Below are 14,565 nucleotides of genomic sequence, written 5' to 3' on the forward strand. Positions count from 1 at the left end.
ATGCTGACTATTCCTCCGTCGATCCGTCGTAATGCTCTGCACCTAGGAACGTTCCTAGGTGCTCACGCAGCCGCGCTGTCGAGTACCGCCCGAACCTCGGGAACGTCGGCGTATTCAGCGAGCCGGGCCAGCACAACGCGCCCCCTTTCCGCTGTCCTCTCGCTGGCAATGTCGGCCGACAGCGTGAGCATGCGTTCCGCCGTGGCCGCCGCTTCCTCGGGCTCGTTCGCGTCGGCGTAGGCAATAGCAAGCCACGAGAGGTAGAGCGCCAATTCGCGCGTATGCGTTGCGTCGTATTCGCTGAGCACTTCCCGCAGCAAGGGGACAGCGCGGAGGGGGCGGCGCAGTTCTGTGTAGACGCGGGATTCCATGACGCGCAATTCTCCGGCATCCACCCAATAGAGGTAGGACGGTGACTCGATTCCGTCGCTGTCCTCGCTGAGCGCTTGGCTTGCCTCTCCGAGGGCCCGCATTGCGTGCTGTGCGTTCTCGGTACCGCCCGCTTTCGTGGCCGCCCATGCCACCCGATCGAGGTACAGCGCGCGGGCTTTCGGGGGAGCGTCCGGCCCGGCCCCGTCCAGCGCAGCGCGGGAAAGGTCTAGCCCCTCAACTTCCCGGCCGATATTGCTGAGTTGGTATGCGAGGGAACCGGCAAGGTTTCCGGCTAGTGTCCGGTCCTCGGCTTGCGTTGCCGCGCTGAGACCGAGCCGGTAAATGCGTTCGGCTTCCTCATGCTGTCCGGCATCGCTGGCAATCCATCCGGCGATTTGGGCCAGTTCCCCAATCTGCACCAAAAGCTGACGGCCCGTCAGTTCGGAGTAACTGTGCTCGCGGAACATTCGAACGGCTTTTCGGAGTTCGCGTAGCGCGGGCCGCATGAGATCCCCACCAGCTAGGAAGTCGTCCGCGAGCCGTAGGCCGTGCACCCGCTGTTGCAAGTCGTCCACCTGGCCCATGCCGAGACGGCCGCCTGTACGGCCGCGTAGCGGCTCTAGCGGGTCCTCGGCGGGCAGGAAGTCGGCCAGTGTCGGCAAAGGCGGCTCGGCGGCCGTCTGTGGCGCTGCGAGGGTGTCCACGGGAACCCCAAGAGCGGCAGCGAGGAACGGCAACCACTCGCGCGGCGTGCGCTTTCCCGTCTCCCACCGGCTCACTTCCTGGCGGCCGACCGGATCACCAGTGACACCAGCGGCCCGGCAAACCTCCCGCGCTAGCCGTGCCTGACTCCAGCCGAGCCGTTCCCGCTGTCGCCGGATGTTGGCCCCGATTCCGCTCATGTCTTCAATTCTGGCCGACAGTTGGCCGACACGTGGCCGCTAGTCGGAGATCCATTCCGGCCGGACCCTGGACGACGAATGCCGACCGAGGGGACAGCGACCATGGCGAGCCAAAGCACAGCGGACACGGACGCCCGACAGTGGGAGTACACGACGTTTGCCCCGTCGGGGGAGACGTGCCCGGCGTGCATGAAGCCGATCAAGTCCCTTGAGCGCTGCCGACGGGGTGAGCTGGAACGCCAATCGGGCTCGCCGGTCGTCGTTTACCGGCACGTGGACTGTGACGACCCGAGGGAACTCAAGCGGCGGGCGAGGCGGTGACGTCCCCCGCAAAGCGTCTGAGCGTCCGCGTGAGCGCCTTACCGGCCCCTGAGCTGATAGGCCTCGTTGATGCCCCTGACAGCCCCTACGCGGGCTCCCCTGACGGTTGGTGGACCGAGTACGGCGGTGGGATGGATGTACGTTCCGGTGTGGTCTACCTCCCACCGACCGCCACACCTCCCCCGTGCCCGTTCCCATGCGCGCTGTGCCAAGCCAAGGGGAGACAGAGTTGAAAGACGTTGACCGATGGCTGCGGGAACCTCGGCCCGGACCGGTGGACCCGGATTCTTGCGTTGTGTGCGCAGCGCTGCGAGGCAATGTCAGCGCGAGTGCCCGCATGAATGACCCGCTGTTGGCGCTGGCCACGCTGTCAGCGATGAGGGTTCACCGGGAATTCGGGCACCAAAACCGGGTGAGGAATCCCGAGCCTGCCGAACAGTCGGCGTGAAGACATTGGCGGGGGCTCGCTGGCGGCTCGCTGCGTTCCTGCTGGCGGGGTTCCTCGGGTACTTCCTCGCGGCCGTCCGCTGACCACCCGTGGCCGACGCCGACCGGCGCGGGTTCCTCGGCCCCGTCCGTCTGTCTCCCCCGGCAGATGGGCGGGGCCTTTCGCGCATCTATGCAGGTCAGGGGCCGTGCGCTAACCTATGGCTCTGTTGGTCCACGGGCAGGCGATGTCGCTCCAGATCTCGACGCGCATGTTGTCGGCTCTCCAGGTAGTAAGACGTCTCTCAAGTGTCTGAACCTTCAAACAGCCCGCTTCATTCCCCGTCCACCGTGTACCGCAGACACAGGTGGTGGTCGCCGTCGGCGGGCGGGTGTTCCGGGTCCGGCACCCAGCCCTGGCGGGCGTAGAAGGCCTGGGCCCGCCGGTTGTCGGTGTGCACGTCGAGCACGGCCGTCCGCCGGCCGTCGGCCCGCCACTGCTCCAGACAGGCGGTGTGCAGCGCGGTGCCGGTACCGGCTCGCCAGTTACCGGGGTCGACATGGAACTGGAACAGCTTGACCGTTTCAGCGGGGGCGCCCTCCGGCGTGCGGAAGGAGGCGACCGCGGTGATCACGCCTGCTTCCACTACGCACAGCACCTGCCCGGCGGGCCGCTGAACGGCCTCCCGCCACACCGCCGTCCAGTCCGTGCCGTCGTCCGGGAGACCGTCCGGGTAGTACGTCGACCGGGCCCGGTGGTGCAGCGCGGCGATCTTCTCGGCCTCGGCGGGCAGGGCGGTACGGATCACCCGCAGCCCCTTCAGGGGGTCACTGATCATGCAACGGAGGACGTGACCGCGCCCGCGCCGGTTCCGTGGCCGTCCTTTTCGCCGTGGCCGTCCGGCTCAGCTTCCGTCGCGGAGGTCGGCCGGCCAGTCGGGCCTGAACTCGATGTGGTCGTACGTCACCACGCACCCCTCCCCTATCGGCGACTGGGTCATGAAGCCGACCAGCGCGTCCTCCGTCTCCTTCTCCCCGCCCAGCGTGAACAGCCGCACGAAGACCCACCTCTTGCCGTCGCGGGAGGCGTGGAAGGCGAGCGCCCGCCCGGTCCGGCTGATCCGCAGCCAGACCGAACTCCCTTCCACGGTGAAGGCGTTGGAGTCGTCGGAGTGCCCCCGGGTGACCACCGTGCAGACGGTGGGGACGTCCGGGGAGTTCTCCAGACAGAGCTTGGCCCAGGCCCGGTCGCCGACATGGACGTACAGCACACCGGCGTCGAAGGCGGCACCGAAGCCGACGGTGACCCGGGCGATCAGCTGGAAGTCCCCCTCGGGCGCCCCGAGCAGCCGGGGCGCGTCCGAGGCGGGGTCCAGGGCCTCCCCGGTCGGCGACACGAACCGGTCCTGCCGGGCCCCGGCCCACCCGGTGAGCACACCGTCCTCGTAGAACCAGTGCCCGTCGGGCCCGTAGGTACGGAGGGGGAAGGGCAGTTCGGGAAGTTTCACGTCCATGGTCGAATTGTGTCAGCAGAACTTCGAAGCCGACCAAGGTACAGCCAACCTAAGGGGCGCGGGGCTGTGCCGATATGCGGCTCCGCCGCGTGGGCGCGACCAGCCACATCGGACCGGCACCCCGCGACGCATCCCGCGCCCCCTCGGCACTACCGCTCCAGCACCCCGTCGAACCGCCGAGGAAGCCCCAGCGGATTCTCATCCCGCAACTCCACCGGCAGCAGAGCCGACGGCACCCCCTGATACGCCACCGGCCGCAACCACCGCTCGATGGCCGTACCGCCCACAGAAGTAGACGTGGACGTCGTAGCGGGGTAGGGCCCACCGTGATGCTGGGCCGGGGCCACAGCAACCCCCGTCGGCCACCCGTTGACCAGCACCCGCCCGGCCAGCGGCGTGAGCTCCGCGAGGATCTCCGCCCCGAGCCCCTCCCCCGCGGCCTCCTCGGCGGAGACGTGCACCGTCGCCGTGAGATTCCCCGGCAGCCGCGACAGCACCGCCGTCGCCTCACCCCGGTCCGCGTACCGGACCACCACGGTCACCGGCCCGAAGCACTCCTCCAGGAGCAGGTCGTACGCCCCCTCCTCGGCCAGCCGACTGGCCGGCACCGTGAGGAACCCCGCGCTGACGGTGTGCTCGCCGCCCGCCCCCGGCGTCACCGGGCTCTCCACGTCGGGGAGCTCGGCGCGCTCGGCGACCCCGGCGACGAAGTTGTCCCGCATCCGGTGGTCGAGCAGCACCCCCGCGTCGGTGTCGCTGACCGCGTCCGTGAGGGACTTGAGCAGGCCGTCACCGGCGGCGTCGGCCGGCACCAGGACCAGGCCCGGCTTCACACAGAACTGGCCGACGCCCAGCGTCATCGACCCGGCGAGCCCGGTGCCGATCTCCCCGCCGCGCTCGGCGGCCGCGGCCTCCGTGACGAGGACGGGGTTGAGGGAGCCCAGCTCGCCGTGGAAGGGGATCGGGACCGGACGCGCGGCGGCGGCGTCGAAGAGCGCGCGGCCACCCCGTACCGAACCGGTGAAGCCGGCCGCGGCGATCAGCGGGTGCCTGATCAGCTCGATACCGGCCTCGAAGCCGTGCACGAGACCGAGCACCTCGGCGGGGATGCCGTGCTGGGCGGCGGCCCGGCGCAGCACCTTGGCGACCAGCTCGGACAGGCCCGGATGGTCGGGGTGGGCCTTGACGACGACCGGGTTGCCCGCGGCCAGCGCGCTCGCGGTGTCGCCGCCGGCGACCGAGAAGGCGAAGGGGAAGTTGGAGGCGGAGTAGACGGCGACGACGCCCAGCGGGACCTTGTAGCGGCGCAGGTCGGGGACGGGCGGGGTGGCGGTGGCGTCGGGGTGGTTGATGATGACGTCGAGGAAGGCGCCCTCGTCGACGATGTCGGCGAAAGCGCGCAGCTGGTAGGTGGTGCGGGCGAGTTCGCCGGTCAGCCGGACCGGGCCGAGCGCGGTCTCGGCGTCGGCGGCCTCCACGAGGTGGTCCTTGGCCGCGTCGAGTCCGGCGGCGGCGGACCGCAGGAAGGCCGCGCGGACCGTGCGGTCGGCCAGGGAGCCGCGTGCGGCGTGCGCCGCGGTGACGGCGGCGTCCACCTCTTCAACTGTGGCCTCCACCGCAACCTGTTCCCGCTGCTTCCCGGTGCGCGGGTCGACACTCCAGACTGGTGCTGCTGTCACCGCGGGTCCCTCCATGTAGTGCGTTCTGCCGCAGATCCGGGTCACTCACCAGGGATGTTCGATATACTGAACGCTGTCTCTGATGATGAATACGATGTCGGAGACTATATCCTCGGTTTCTCGTCCAACGAAGGGGTCAAGGGCGATGTCGGCAGGCGAGACAGGCGGCGGGGCACAGGTCAAATCCGCGGTACGGACCGTGGAGTTGCTCGAGTACTTCGCCGGCCGGCCCGGTATGCACTCCCTCGCGGCGGTCCAGGAGGCCGTCGGATATCCCAAGTCCAGCCTCTACATGCTGCTGCGCACCCTGGTGGAGCTGGGCTGGGTGGAGACGGACGCGACCGGCACCCGGTACGGCATCGGGGTCCGGGCCCTGCTGGTCGGCACCTCGTACATCGACGGCGACGAGGTGGTCGCGGCGGCCCGCCCGACCCTGGACCGGCTCTCCGACGACACCACGGAGACCATCCACCTGGCACGCCTCGACGGCACGAACGTGGTCTACCTGGCCACCCGCCAGTCCCAGCACTACCTGCGCCCCTTCACCCGGGTCGGCCGCCGGCTCCCCGCGCACTCGACCTCCCTCGGCAAGGCGCTGCTCGCCACCCACACCGACGAGCAGGTCCGCAAGCTGCTCCCGGAGACCCTCCCGGCGCTCACCGAGCACACCCTCACGGACCGCGAGAAGCTCATCGAGGAGCTCCACCAGATCCGCGAGCAGGGCTTCGCGATCGACCGCGAGGAGAACACGCTCGGGCTGCGCTGCTTCGGGGTGGCGATCCCCTACCGCACCCCGGCCCGCGACGCGATCAGCTGCTCGGTCCCGGTGGCCCGCCTCACCCCCGCCCACGAGCAGATGGTCAAGGACGCCCTGTTCGACGCCCGGGACCGCCTGACGCTGGCGACGCGACGGCTCTAGGCCCTGTCGTCAAATTCCCGTCTGCCCTGCGACGCCATGCACGCACTCTCGCCGCACCGGGCCCTGACCCAAGTACGTCCAGTACGAGGCTCAGGGCCCGGCACGCCAAGAGCACGCACCTGACGCCGCGGGGCCCGCCCTCCGGGCGGACGACGGGAATTTGACGACAGGGCCTGGCCCGGCTCCGCATGAGCGATCGATGAGAATTCCGCCCGCGAGGGAACGGACGACCCGTCTTCGCTCGTCTGTCTGAGCGGGATGAACAAGACGATCAGGCGGGCGTCCGTCTTCGCGCTGCTGCTCGTGCTCACTCTGCTGGTCAGGGCGACATGGGTGCAGTTCTACGACGGTCAGGCCCTCGCGGACGACACGGACAACCGGCGCAACGCGATCGAGACGTACTCGCGGCCGCTCGGGAACATCATCGTGGCCGGTGACTCGGTCACCGGCTCGGCACGGACCCTGAGCAGCAGCGACCTCAAGTACAAGCGCACGTACAAGGACGGCAGGCTGTACGCGGCCGTCACGGGCTACGCCTCGCAGGCCTACGCCCCGACCCAGCTGGAGGGCATCTACCAGGACCTGCTGAACGGCACCGACAGCCGGCTGAAGACGGTCATGGACACGGTCACCGACCAGCGCGCCGACCCGGGCAACGTGATCACGACGATCGACCCGGCCGTCCAGAAGGCCGGGTACCAGGCGCTCGGCGGCAAGAAGGGCGCGGCGGTCGCGATCGACCCCACGACCGGCAAGATTCTCGCGGTCGTGTCCACCCCGTCGTACGACCCCTCCTCGCTCACCGACGCCAACACGGCCGGTTCGGCCTGGAAGAAGCTGAACGCCGACGCGGACAAGCCGCTCACCAACCGGGCGCTGCGCCAGCCGCTGCCGCCGGGTTCGACGTTCAAGCTGGTGGTCGCGGCGGCGGCGCTGGAGGACGGCCTCTACGCGAACGTCGACGACAAGACCGACAGCCCGAACCCGTACACCCTGCCGGGCACGACGACCCCGCTGACGAACGAGAGCACCACGGCCCCCTGCGAGGACGCCTCGATCCGCACGGCCCTGCGCTACTCCTGCAACAACGTCTTCGGCAAGATGGCCGTCGACCTCGGCCAGGACAAGGTGCGGGCGATGGCCGAGAAGTTCGGCTTCAACAACGCCAAGCAGGACATCCCGGTGCGGGCCTACCCGAGCGTCTACCCGTCGGACATGGACAAGGCCCAGACCGGCCTCTCCGGCATCGGCCAGTTCGACGTCACGGCGACTCCGCTCCAGATGGCCATGGTGTCCGCCGCGATCGCCAACGGCGGCAAGCTGGTCTCGCCGCACATGGTCTCGCAGATCACCGACAGCGGTGGCGACGTGCTGAAGAACTACGACGACGACACCGGCACCGAGCAGATCGTCAGCTCCGGCACGGCCGAGCAGTTGCAGTCCGCGATGCAGACGGTCGTCGAGCAGGGCACCGGTACGAACGCGCAGATCGCCGGCGTGACGGTGGGCGGCAAAACCGGCACCGCACAGCACGGCGAGAACAACTCCAAGACCCCGTACGCCTGGTTCACGTCGTACGGCAAGTCCGACAGCACCGGCAAGGAGGTCGCGGTGGCGGTCCTGGTCGAGCAGTCGGACGCGGCCCGGTCGGAGGTCAGCGGCAACGGGCTGGCGGCGCCGGTGGCGAAGGCGATGATGCAGGCGGCGTTGAAGAACTGAGTGGTTCCCTGCGCGATCAGCCGCGGGTTTCGTCGTGGCTGGTCGCGCCCGCGGGGCGGTAGCCGCATATCGGCTACCGCCCCGCGCCCCTTACGGGGCGCTCTACTTCACACCCAGCACCTGCTCCACCGGATCGATCGCGAAGTACACCAGGAACAGCGCCGACACCACCCACAGCAGCCAGCTGACCTCCTTCGCCTTCCCCAGCACCGCCTTGATCACCACATACGCCAGGAACCCCGCCCCGATCCCGTCGGTGATCGAGTAGGTGAACGGCATCGCGGCGATCGTCAGGAACGCTGGGATGGCGATCTCGTACTTGTCCCAGTCGATGTGCTTGACGTGGGTCATCATCAGGAAGCCCACGGCGATCAGGGCGGGCGCCGCCGCCTGCAGCGGCACGATCGTCAGCAGCGGCGTCAGGAAGAGCGCGAGTCCGAACAGCCCGCCGGTGATCAGGTTGGCGAAGCCGGTGCGCGCTCCCTCGCCCACCCCCGCCGCCGACTCGATGTACGCCGTGTTGGAGGAGGCCGAGCCCACACCGCCGGCCACCGCCGCCGCGCCGTCGATGAACAGCACCCGTCCGATGCCGGGCACCTGCCCCTTCTCGTCGAGCAGCCCGGCCTCCGCGCTGATGCCCACGATCGTGCCCATGGCGTCGAAGAAGTCGGACAGGATCAGCGTGAAGACCAGCAGTACGGCGGTGAGGACACCGGCCTCGGCGAAGCCGCCGAACAGGCTGAAGTGACCGAGGAGTCCGAAGTCGGGGGCGTCGACGATCTTGTCGGGGACCTTCGGCGTGGTCAGGCCCCAGCTCTTGATGTCGGCGACCGAGTCGATGACGATCGCCACGACGGTCATGGTGACGATGCTGATCAGGATCGCGCCCTTCACCTTGCGCGCGACCAGCGCGATGGTCAGGAGCACGCCAAGACAGAAGACCAGTACGGGCCAGCCGGTGAGCCGGCCGACGGCGCCCAGCTGCACCGGCACGGTGGTGTTCGCGGCGTCCGGGATCCGGCTGACGAACCCGGCGTCGACGAAGCCGATGAAGGCGATGAACAGACCGATGCCGACCCCGATCGCCTGCTTCATCGGCTGCGGGATCGCGTTCATGATCGCTTCCCGCAGGCCGGTCACCACCAGCACGCAGATCAGGATGCCTTCGAGGACGACCAGGCCCATCGCGTCGGACCAGCTCATCAGCGGCGCCAACTGGAAGGCCACGACGGCGTTGAGGCCGAGCCCGGCCGCGATGGCCAGCGGCAGGTTGCCGCCGACGCCCATGATGACCGTCATCACACAGGCCACCAGCGCGGTGGCGGTGACCAGTTGGCCGGTGTCGAGGGTGTGGCCGAACTTGTCCTTGGCACTGCCCAGGATGATGGGGTTCAGGACAAGGATGTAGGCCATGGTGAAGAACGTGGCGAAGCCGCCGCGTATCTCCCGGCCGAAGGTGGACCCCCGTTCGGAGATCTTGAAGAACCGGTCGACGGTGTTCCCGGCAGGTGGCGCGGCGCCCTGCCGCTCGTCCACCTTCTGCGACTCGGACATGGTCGTACTCCTCGTTGCCTGAGCGATCGTGTGCGGATGCTGGCTGGATTGTTCCCGCGTTGAACCGGTTTCAGGTTTTCTCCGTGTTACGGAATCAGGCCTGATGGACTCCGGCCGACCGGACCGCCACCGAACCCCCGTCCGACGCACACAAAAAGATCACTGCTACGCTCCGGATCTCGCCGGAACGTTCCTCCGGACGTTCGCATGTCGATTCACCTGTCATTTGCATGACACCGGTACGCATGACACAGGTGCGCATGACGCAGCCACCCTGACAGAAGAGGTCACCCGTGGGCACAGTCGTCGACGACGCCGCCGCGGAGTTCCATGCCTTCTTCGAACGCCACTACGCCGAACTCTCCCGTCTCGCCCACATGTTGACCGGCGAGGCCGACGCCGCCGACGACCTGGCCGCCGACGCCCTGCTGGCACTGTGGCACCGCTGGGACCGGGTGCGCGCGGCCGACCATCCGGTGGCCTACGCCCGGGGTGTCGTCGCCAACCTGGCCCGCACCCGCATCCGCAGCGCCGTGCGCGAGCGCCGCCGTATCGCCCTGTTCTGGTCGCACCGCGAGGAGAGGACCGAGAACCCGGACATCGCCGGAGTGGTCGACGTCCAGGGGGCGCTGCGCCGCCTGCCGTTCCGCAAACGGGCGTGTGTGGTGCTCCGGCACGCGTTCGACCTGTCGGAGAAGGACACCGCGCTCGCCCTCGGCATCTCGGTGGGTACCGTTAAGAGCCAGACCTCGAAGGGCATGGCCGAGCTGCAGAGGCTGCTCGGCGACTCCCAGGGTGTGCCGCAGCGGGTGCACGCGGCGATGGCGCCGCGCGCCGGTGAGAGCGGAGGAAGGAACCGATGAGGCAGCAGGACGTGCACGACGAGCTGCGCGCCCGGCTGCACGAGGCGGCCGAGGAGCACGAACCCGACCGCGCCCGCATCCTGGCCCGGGTCGAGCGGGGCATGGCCGCGCAGGCTCGCCGCGGCCATCGCGCCACCCTTCCGCCGGTGTTCGGCTGGGTCCGGGTGGTCAGCGCCACGGCGGCGGTCGCCGCGGTCCTCGGCATCGGCGGCTACGCGGTCGCCTCGGCCGTGAAGGAGACGCCCACCGAGAAGGCGGTCGCGGTGTCGCCGACGCCCTCCGCGTCCCCGGCCGCCACCTCCCGGCCGCCGTCCCGCCCGGCGGTCCCGCCGTCCCCCAGCACGCCCCCGAAGTCCTCCTCCCCGACGGCGAGTCCGACGCCCTCCGCGACCGCGAAGGCCTCCGCCACCCCGGCGCCTCCGGTCGCCGAGGGCGAGCAGGACGGGCCGCTGTGGTCGGACGGCTCGGTGGACCCGCACAGCAACGACTTCTGGGCGCAGTCCGACGTCACCCTGAAGACCTCGGAACAACTCACCGCGCTCACCGTGCGGTTGAAGGTGGCCCAGACCGGCGGGGTGTCCAACGCCGGAGCCTGGCGCTCCCTGCCGGAGACCGACTTCACGCAGACGGTGACCGAGCAGGACGGCTTCCTCGTCTACACGTGGACGCTCAAGCCGGATCGCAAGGTCGCGGTCGGCGAGTGGGTGTTCGCGGGCCAGTACAACCACAAGCAGGGCGGCCGCGACGCCAAGAAGGACAGCTACACGATCACCGGCAGCGCGGGCGGCAAGCAGTACGGGGTGACCGGCGACTTCGCGGCACATACCCACACCGAGGGCGACTCCTGAGACCCACAGCGGGCATTCGCGCCCCTTCAGGGGCGCGGGGCTGTACCGACATGCGGCTCCGCCGCGTGTGCGCGACCAGCCACAAGCTGCCGCGCAGCCCGCGATGCGCCCGTCAGTTCATGGTGGATCCGATGGTCGTGGACCCCGTGGTGAGGAACACCGTCGCCGGCAGCGCCCCACTCGCCTGCCGCACCCCGTACGCAGTACTTGCGTCCGTCGACTTGAAGGCCGGTGTGGCCACCCCGCCGTCCCAGCTGTTCGCCGCGGACACCGCCCTGGACCCCAGCTTGTCCGCCCCGCCCCCGTTGCCCACCGCCAGGTTCCGCGCCAGCCGGGCCTTGCCGGTCTCGAAGAAGAACCCGGCCTGGGCGTTGGCGTAGGCCGTGTTGCGGTTCAGCACGATCGCGCCGGTGTTGGAGTTCTCGGTGAACCCGTTCAGCGTGTTGTCCCAGGCCGCGTTGTCGTTGACGACGTGTGCGACGGCGACGCCCCCGCCGCCCAGCTTGAACCCGTTGCCGTTGCCCTCGAACGCGGCGTCGCTCCAGCGGTTCCTGCCGTTGCCGAAGGCCCAGCTGTGCTCGATGGTGACCGGGGAGGAGAACTGCCAGAGGTCCAGCCCGTCGTCCGAGTTGTCGTAGAGGCGGGCGCCGGTCACCTTGTTGCCCGTGCCCGAGCCGAACTTGATGGCGATCCCGTCGGCGTTCTGGCCGTGCCCGGCCTTGTCGTAGTTGCCATAGCTGTCCAGGTTCTGGACGAGGTTGTTCACGGTGCCGTCGCCGCGCAGGGTGAACCCGGAGTCGCCGTTGTCCGCGGTGACCAGGTTCTTGAAGACGCCGCCCGTGGACGACGTGACGACGAAGCCCTGGGCCGGGGAGTTCTGGAAGGTGAGGTCCTGGACGGTCCAGTAGCTGCCGTAGATCCCGGTGAGCCAGGAGCCGGCGGGCAGCTTGGAGCCGTCGATCCTCACCTTCTCACCGCTGTAGGCCTTGAGCGTGATGCGGTTCGCGCTGGTCCCGCTGACCGTCGACTTGAGGGTGGCGGCCGGGTAATAGGTGCCCGCGCGGACCTGGATGACGGTACCGGCGGTGGCGTTCGCCACGGCCGACTCCAGCTGGGCGGTGGTCGCGACGGTGACCGTGCTGGTGGCGGCCTGGGCACCGCCGTTCGACAGGCCGAGGTAGACGCCTGTCGCCCCCGCGGCGACGGCCACCGCCGCGGCGATCGAGAGGGTACGCGTCCTGCGGTGGCGTCCGGTGCTGAAGCGCACTGGCCGTTCCTTTCCTTGACGTCGCCGATGACGACGTGCTGACGAGGGGAGCGAAACGGGCCGGAGGGGCCGCCCCGGCCCGTTTCTGTCTCCCAGTCGCCACCGCGGCCGGAAAGGGTTGCCGCGTCCGCCGACTGCGATCTACGGCCTACGAGACGAAGTACGTCGGGTTCGGCAGCTTGTACGTGCGGTCCGCGTGGCCGCCGTCCAGGTCCGAGTACTGGTCGCCGAAGTTGGCGATGATGTCGTACCCGAGGTCCTTCTCGATGTGCTTGCGGGTGCCGGACTTGTACTGCACGGTGGTGCAGGTCCAGCTGCCCGCGATGGCGCAACCGCTCAGGTACGACGGCGGGTTGGCCGCGTCCTTGAGGAACATGTGCCCGGCGTCGAGGTTCACGTCGGCGCCGATCTTCTTCAGGTTCTCGACGGCGGCGGTGCGCTGCGCCTCGCTGAGCCCCGAGTTGTAGAAGACCTCCACCCCCTGCTGCTTCGCGTACTGCACCAGCCCGGCGCTGCCGAAGACGCCCGGACGGTCGGCCTTGTTGACGTAGGCCGCCCAGGTGGCGGAGTTGTACGTGTAGTTGTAGCGCTTCTCGTAGTCGAGGCTGAGCAGCAGCGTGTCGTCGATGTCGAAGACGACCGCGGGCTTCTCGCCCTTGCGGTGGGCCTTGCGCGCGGCCCGGTCGATGTACCGCTCGGCGTCCTTGTCGAGACGCGCCAGGTCCTTGGCGTACGGGCTGGTCGGTGACGCCTGGTAGACGCCGTTGGCGTCGGCGGCGGTGCCGTAGTAGGTGTCGATGTCCTTCACCAGGAGCCCGATGTTGTAGGGCTCGTGGGTGGAGTTCGCGGTCGACTGGCCGGCCGTGGCGGCACCGGCGCCGTAGAGGGCGCCGCCGGCGAGCGCACAGGCGGCGGCGATCGCCGCGAGACGAAGTGGCTTATGCATGACAGGATTTCTACGCGCGTCACCCTGGTGGGCGCGAGACCCGTTGCCCGATCGATATCTCATCCACAGGCAAAAACCGGGTCAAGCGCCCTGGAGGGATTGGTTCCGGATGTCCGGGTCAGTCCATGGTGGCCCCGATGGTGGTGCTCCCGGTCGTCAGGAAGGTGGTCGCGGGCAGCGTGCCGCTGGAGCTGCGGGCGTTGTACGTACTGCTCGCGTCCGTCGACCTGAAGGCGGGGGTGCTGATCCCGCTGTCCCAGTTGTTGCCGGCCGACACGACCGAGGAGCCCTTGCTGACCAGGCCGCTCCCGTTGCTCACGGCGAGGTTCTTGCCGAGCCGGGCGGCGCTGGTGGCGAAGTAGTAGCCCCAGTTGCCGTTGGCGTAGGCGGTGGTGCGGTTGATGACGATCGCGCCGGTGTTGGAGTTCTCGGTGAACCCGTTGCCGGCGTTGCCCCAGGCCGCCGAGTTGTTGACGACGTGCGCGACCACCTCGCCGTCGCCGCCCAGCTTGTAGCCGTTGCCGTCACCGGCGAACGCGGAGTCGCTCCAGCGGTTGTATCCGTTGCCGAAGGACCAGGTGTGCTCGATGGTGACCGGCGAGGAGAAGGACCAGAAGTCGATCCCGTCGTCCGAGTTGTTGTACGTCCGTGCCGCCGTGATCAGGTTCCCGGTCCCCGAGCCGAACTTGACGGCGATCCCGTCGGCGTTCTCCCCGTGGGTGGCGGCGTCGTAGTTGCCGTAGGAGTCGATGTTCTTGACGGTGTTGTTCACGGTCCCGTCCCCGGTGAGCGTGAAGCCGGAGTCGCCGCCGTTGATGGTCTTGATGTTGTTCCAGCTGGTCCCGGTGCAGGACTGGCAGACGACCGCGCTGTCCGGGGAGTTCTGGAAGGTGATGTTGGAGACGTTCCAGTAGTCGGCCGTCAGCTTGAAGATCCAGGAGCCGGAGGGCAGCGAGGATCCGTCGATCTTCACGGTCTCCGAGCCGTACGCGGTGAGGGTGACCGGCGCCGACGAGGTGCCGTTGGCGGTGGACTGGAGGGTGGCGGTCGGGTAGTAGGTGCCGCCGCGGACCTGGATGACCGTGCCGGCGGTGGCGTTCTTGATGGCGTTGGTCAGGTCGGTGGAGTTGCCGACCACGACGGTGGCCGCGTGCGCCGGGGTGGCGAGCACGGCCAGTTCGAGCGAGGCGGTGGTCACGGCGAGCGCGGTGAAGGAGCTGATACGACGCATGACG

12 protein-coding genes are annotated in these 14,565 nt (G+C 69.0%); 4 read left to right on the forward strand and 8 right to left on the reverse strand.

Annotation, left to right across the window (positions count from 1 at the left end):
* Nucleotides 1-62: 62 nt before the first annotated feature.
* The 4 genes from ACGFZQ_RS46260 to ACGFZQ_RS46275 all read right to left on the reverse strand — a co-directional run bounded on the left by ACGFZQ_RS46260 (nucleotide 63) and on the right by ACGFZQ_RS46275 (nucleotide 5,214).
* Nucleotides 63-1,274, reverse strand: coding sequence for a helix-turn-helix transcriptional regulator (locus ACGFZQ_RS46260; protein ID WP_393845551.1), 1,212 nt, complete (start codon nucleotides 1,272-1,274; stop codon nucleotides 63-65).
* A 1,082-nt stretch (nucleotides 1,275-2,356) separates the two neighbouring features.
* Nucleotides 2,357-2,860 (reverse strand): GNAT family N-acetyltransferase, encoded by a 504-nt coding sequence (locus tag ACGFZQ_RS46265; protein WP_393845552.1) that lies wholly within the window; start codon nucleotides 2,858-2,860, stop codon nucleotides 2,357-2,359.
* A gap of 66 nt (nucleotides 2,861-2,926) precedes the next feature.
* Nucleotides 2,927-3,535: a DUF1349 domain-containing protein gene (locus tag ACGFZQ_RS46270; RefSeq protein ID WP_393845553.1), complete on the reverse strand. Its 609-nt coding sequence runs from the start codon at nucleotides 3,533-3,535 to the stop codon at nucleotides 2,927-2,929.
* A gap of 149 nt (nucleotides 3,536-3,684) precedes the next feature.
* A complete protein-coding gene (locus ACGFZQ_RS46275) occupies nucleotides 3,685-5,214 on the reverse strand; it encodes an aldehyde dehydrogenase (NADP(+)) (protein WP_393845554.1) in 1,530 nt (509 codons plus the stop codon).
* Between the two features lie 145 nt (nucleotides 5,215-5,359).
* Between ACGFZQ_RS46275 and ACGFZQ_RS46280 the strand changes: the two genes are divergently transcribed.
* Nucleotides 5,360-6,133, forward strand: coding sequence for an IclR family transcriptional regulator (locus ACGFZQ_RS46280; RefSeq protein ID WP_393845555.1), 774 nt, complete (start codon nucleotides 5,360-5,362; stop codon nucleotides 6,131-6,133).
* Between the two features lie 258 nt (nucleotides 6,134-6,391).
* A complete protein-coding gene (locus tag ACGFZQ_RS46285; RefSeq protein WP_393845556.1) occupies nucleotides 6,392-7,852 on the forward strand; it encodes a peptidoglycan D,D-transpeptidase FtsI family protein in 1,461 nt (486 codons plus the stop codon).
* A 102-nt stretch (nucleotides 7,853-7,954) separates the two neighbouring features.
* Here ACGFZQ_RS46285 and ACGFZQ_RS46290 read toward each other — a convergent pair whose 3' ends face one another.
* A complete protein-coding gene (locus ACGFZQ_RS46290) occupies nucleotides 7,955-9,406 on the reverse strand; it encodes an NCS2 family permease (protein ID WP_393845557.1) in 1,452 nt (483 codons plus the stop codon).
* 293 nt (nucleotides 9,407-9,699) lie between these two features.
* Between ACGFZQ_RS46290 and ACGFZQ_RS46295 the strand changes: the two genes are divergently transcribed.
* A complete protein-coding gene (locus ACGFZQ_RS46295; protein ID WP_393845558.1) occupies nucleotides 9,700-10,269 on the forward strand; it encodes a SigE family RNA polymerase sigma factor in 570 nt (189 codons plus the stop codon).
* On the forward strand, nucleotides 10,266-11,117 hold the full coding sequence (locus ACGFZQ_RS46300) for a hypothetical protein (protein ID WP_393845559.1): 852 nt from the start codon (nucleotides 10,266-10,268) through the stop codon (nucleotides 11,115-11,117). The genes ACGFZQ_RS46295 and ACGFZQ_RS46300 overlap by 4 nt, the downstream gene beginning before the upstream one ends.
* Before the next feature lie 112 nt (nucleotides 11,118-11,229).
* Here ACGFZQ_RS46300 and ACGFZQ_RS46305 read toward each other — a convergent pair whose 3' ends face one another.
* From ACGFZQ_RS46305 to ACGFZQ_RS46315, 3 genes are all read right to left on the reverse strand, one after another.
* The gene (locus ACGFZQ_RS46305; protein WP_393845560.1) at nucleotides 11,230-12,384 is read right to left on the reverse strand and encodes a right-handed parallel beta-helix repeat-containing protein; all 1,155 of its coding nucleotides are present in this window, start codon (nucleotides 12,382-12,384) and stop codon (nucleotides 11,230-11,232) included.
* A gap of 148 nt (nucleotides 12,385-12,532) precedes the next feature.
* Nucleotides 12,533-13,330 (reverse strand): HAD family acid phosphatase, encoded by a 798-nt coding sequence (locus ACGFZQ_RS46310; protein ID WP_393845561.1) that lies wholly within the window; start codon nucleotides 13,328-13,330, stop codon nucleotides 12,533-12,535.
* Nucleotides 13,331-13,448: 118 nt separating this feature from the next.
* Complete coding sequence (locus tag ACGFZQ_RS46315; protein ID WP_393845562.1) at nucleotides 13,449-14,561, reverse strand: chondroitinase-B domain-containing protein; 1,113 nt, start codon at nucleotides 14,559-14,561, stop codon at nucleotides 13,449-13,451.
* Nucleotides 14,562-14,565 lie beyond the last annotated feature (4 nt).

This window comes from Streptomyces sp. NPDC048254 (genome assembly GCF_043201895.1).
Lineage (GTDB): Bacteria > Actinomycetota > Actinomycetes > Streptomycetales > Streptomycetaceae > Streptomyces.

Excerpts from the sequence above, each read along its gene's own strand:
- ACGFZQ_RS46260 (WP_393845551.1), bottom strand. The coding sequence starts at position 1,274 with ATGAGCGGAATCGGGGCCAACATCCGGCGACAGCGGGAACGGCTCGGC.
- ACGFZQ_RS46265 (WP_393845552.1), bottom strand. The coding sequence starts at position 2,860 with ATGATCAGTGACCCCCTGAAGGGGCTGCGGGTGATCCGTACCGCCCTG.
- ACGFZQ_RS46270 (WP_393845553.1), bottom strand. The coding sequence starts at position 3,535 with ATGGACGTGAAACTTCCCGAACTGCCCTTCCCCCTCCGTACCTACGGG.
- ACGFZQ_RS46280 (WP_393845555.1), top strand. The coding sequence starts at position 5,360 with ATGTCGGCAGGCGAGACAGGCGGCGGGGCACAGGTCAAATCCGCGGTA.
- ACGFZQ_RS46285 (WP_393845556.1), top strand. The coding sequence starts at position 6,392 with ATGAACAAGACGATCAGGCGGGCGTCCGTCTTCGCGCTGCTGCTCGTG.
- ACGFZQ_RS46290 (WP_393845557.1), bottom strand. The coding sequence starts at position 9,406 with ATGTCCGAGTCGCAGAAGGTGGACGAGCGGCAGGGCGCCGCGCCACCT.
- ACGFZQ_RS46300 (WP_393845559.1), top strand. The coding sequence starts at position 10,266 with ATGAGGCAGCAGGACGTGCACGACGAGCTGCGCGCCCGGCTGCACGAG.
- ACGFZQ_RS46310 (WP_393845561.1), bottom strand. The coding sequence starts at position 13,330 with ATGCATAAGCCACTTCGTCTCGCGGCGATCGCCGCCGCCTGTGCGCTC.
- ACGFZQ_RS46315 (WP_393845562.1), bottom strand. The coding sequence starts at position 14,561 with ATGCGTCGTATCAGCTCCTTCACCGCGCTCGCCGTGACCACCGCCTCG.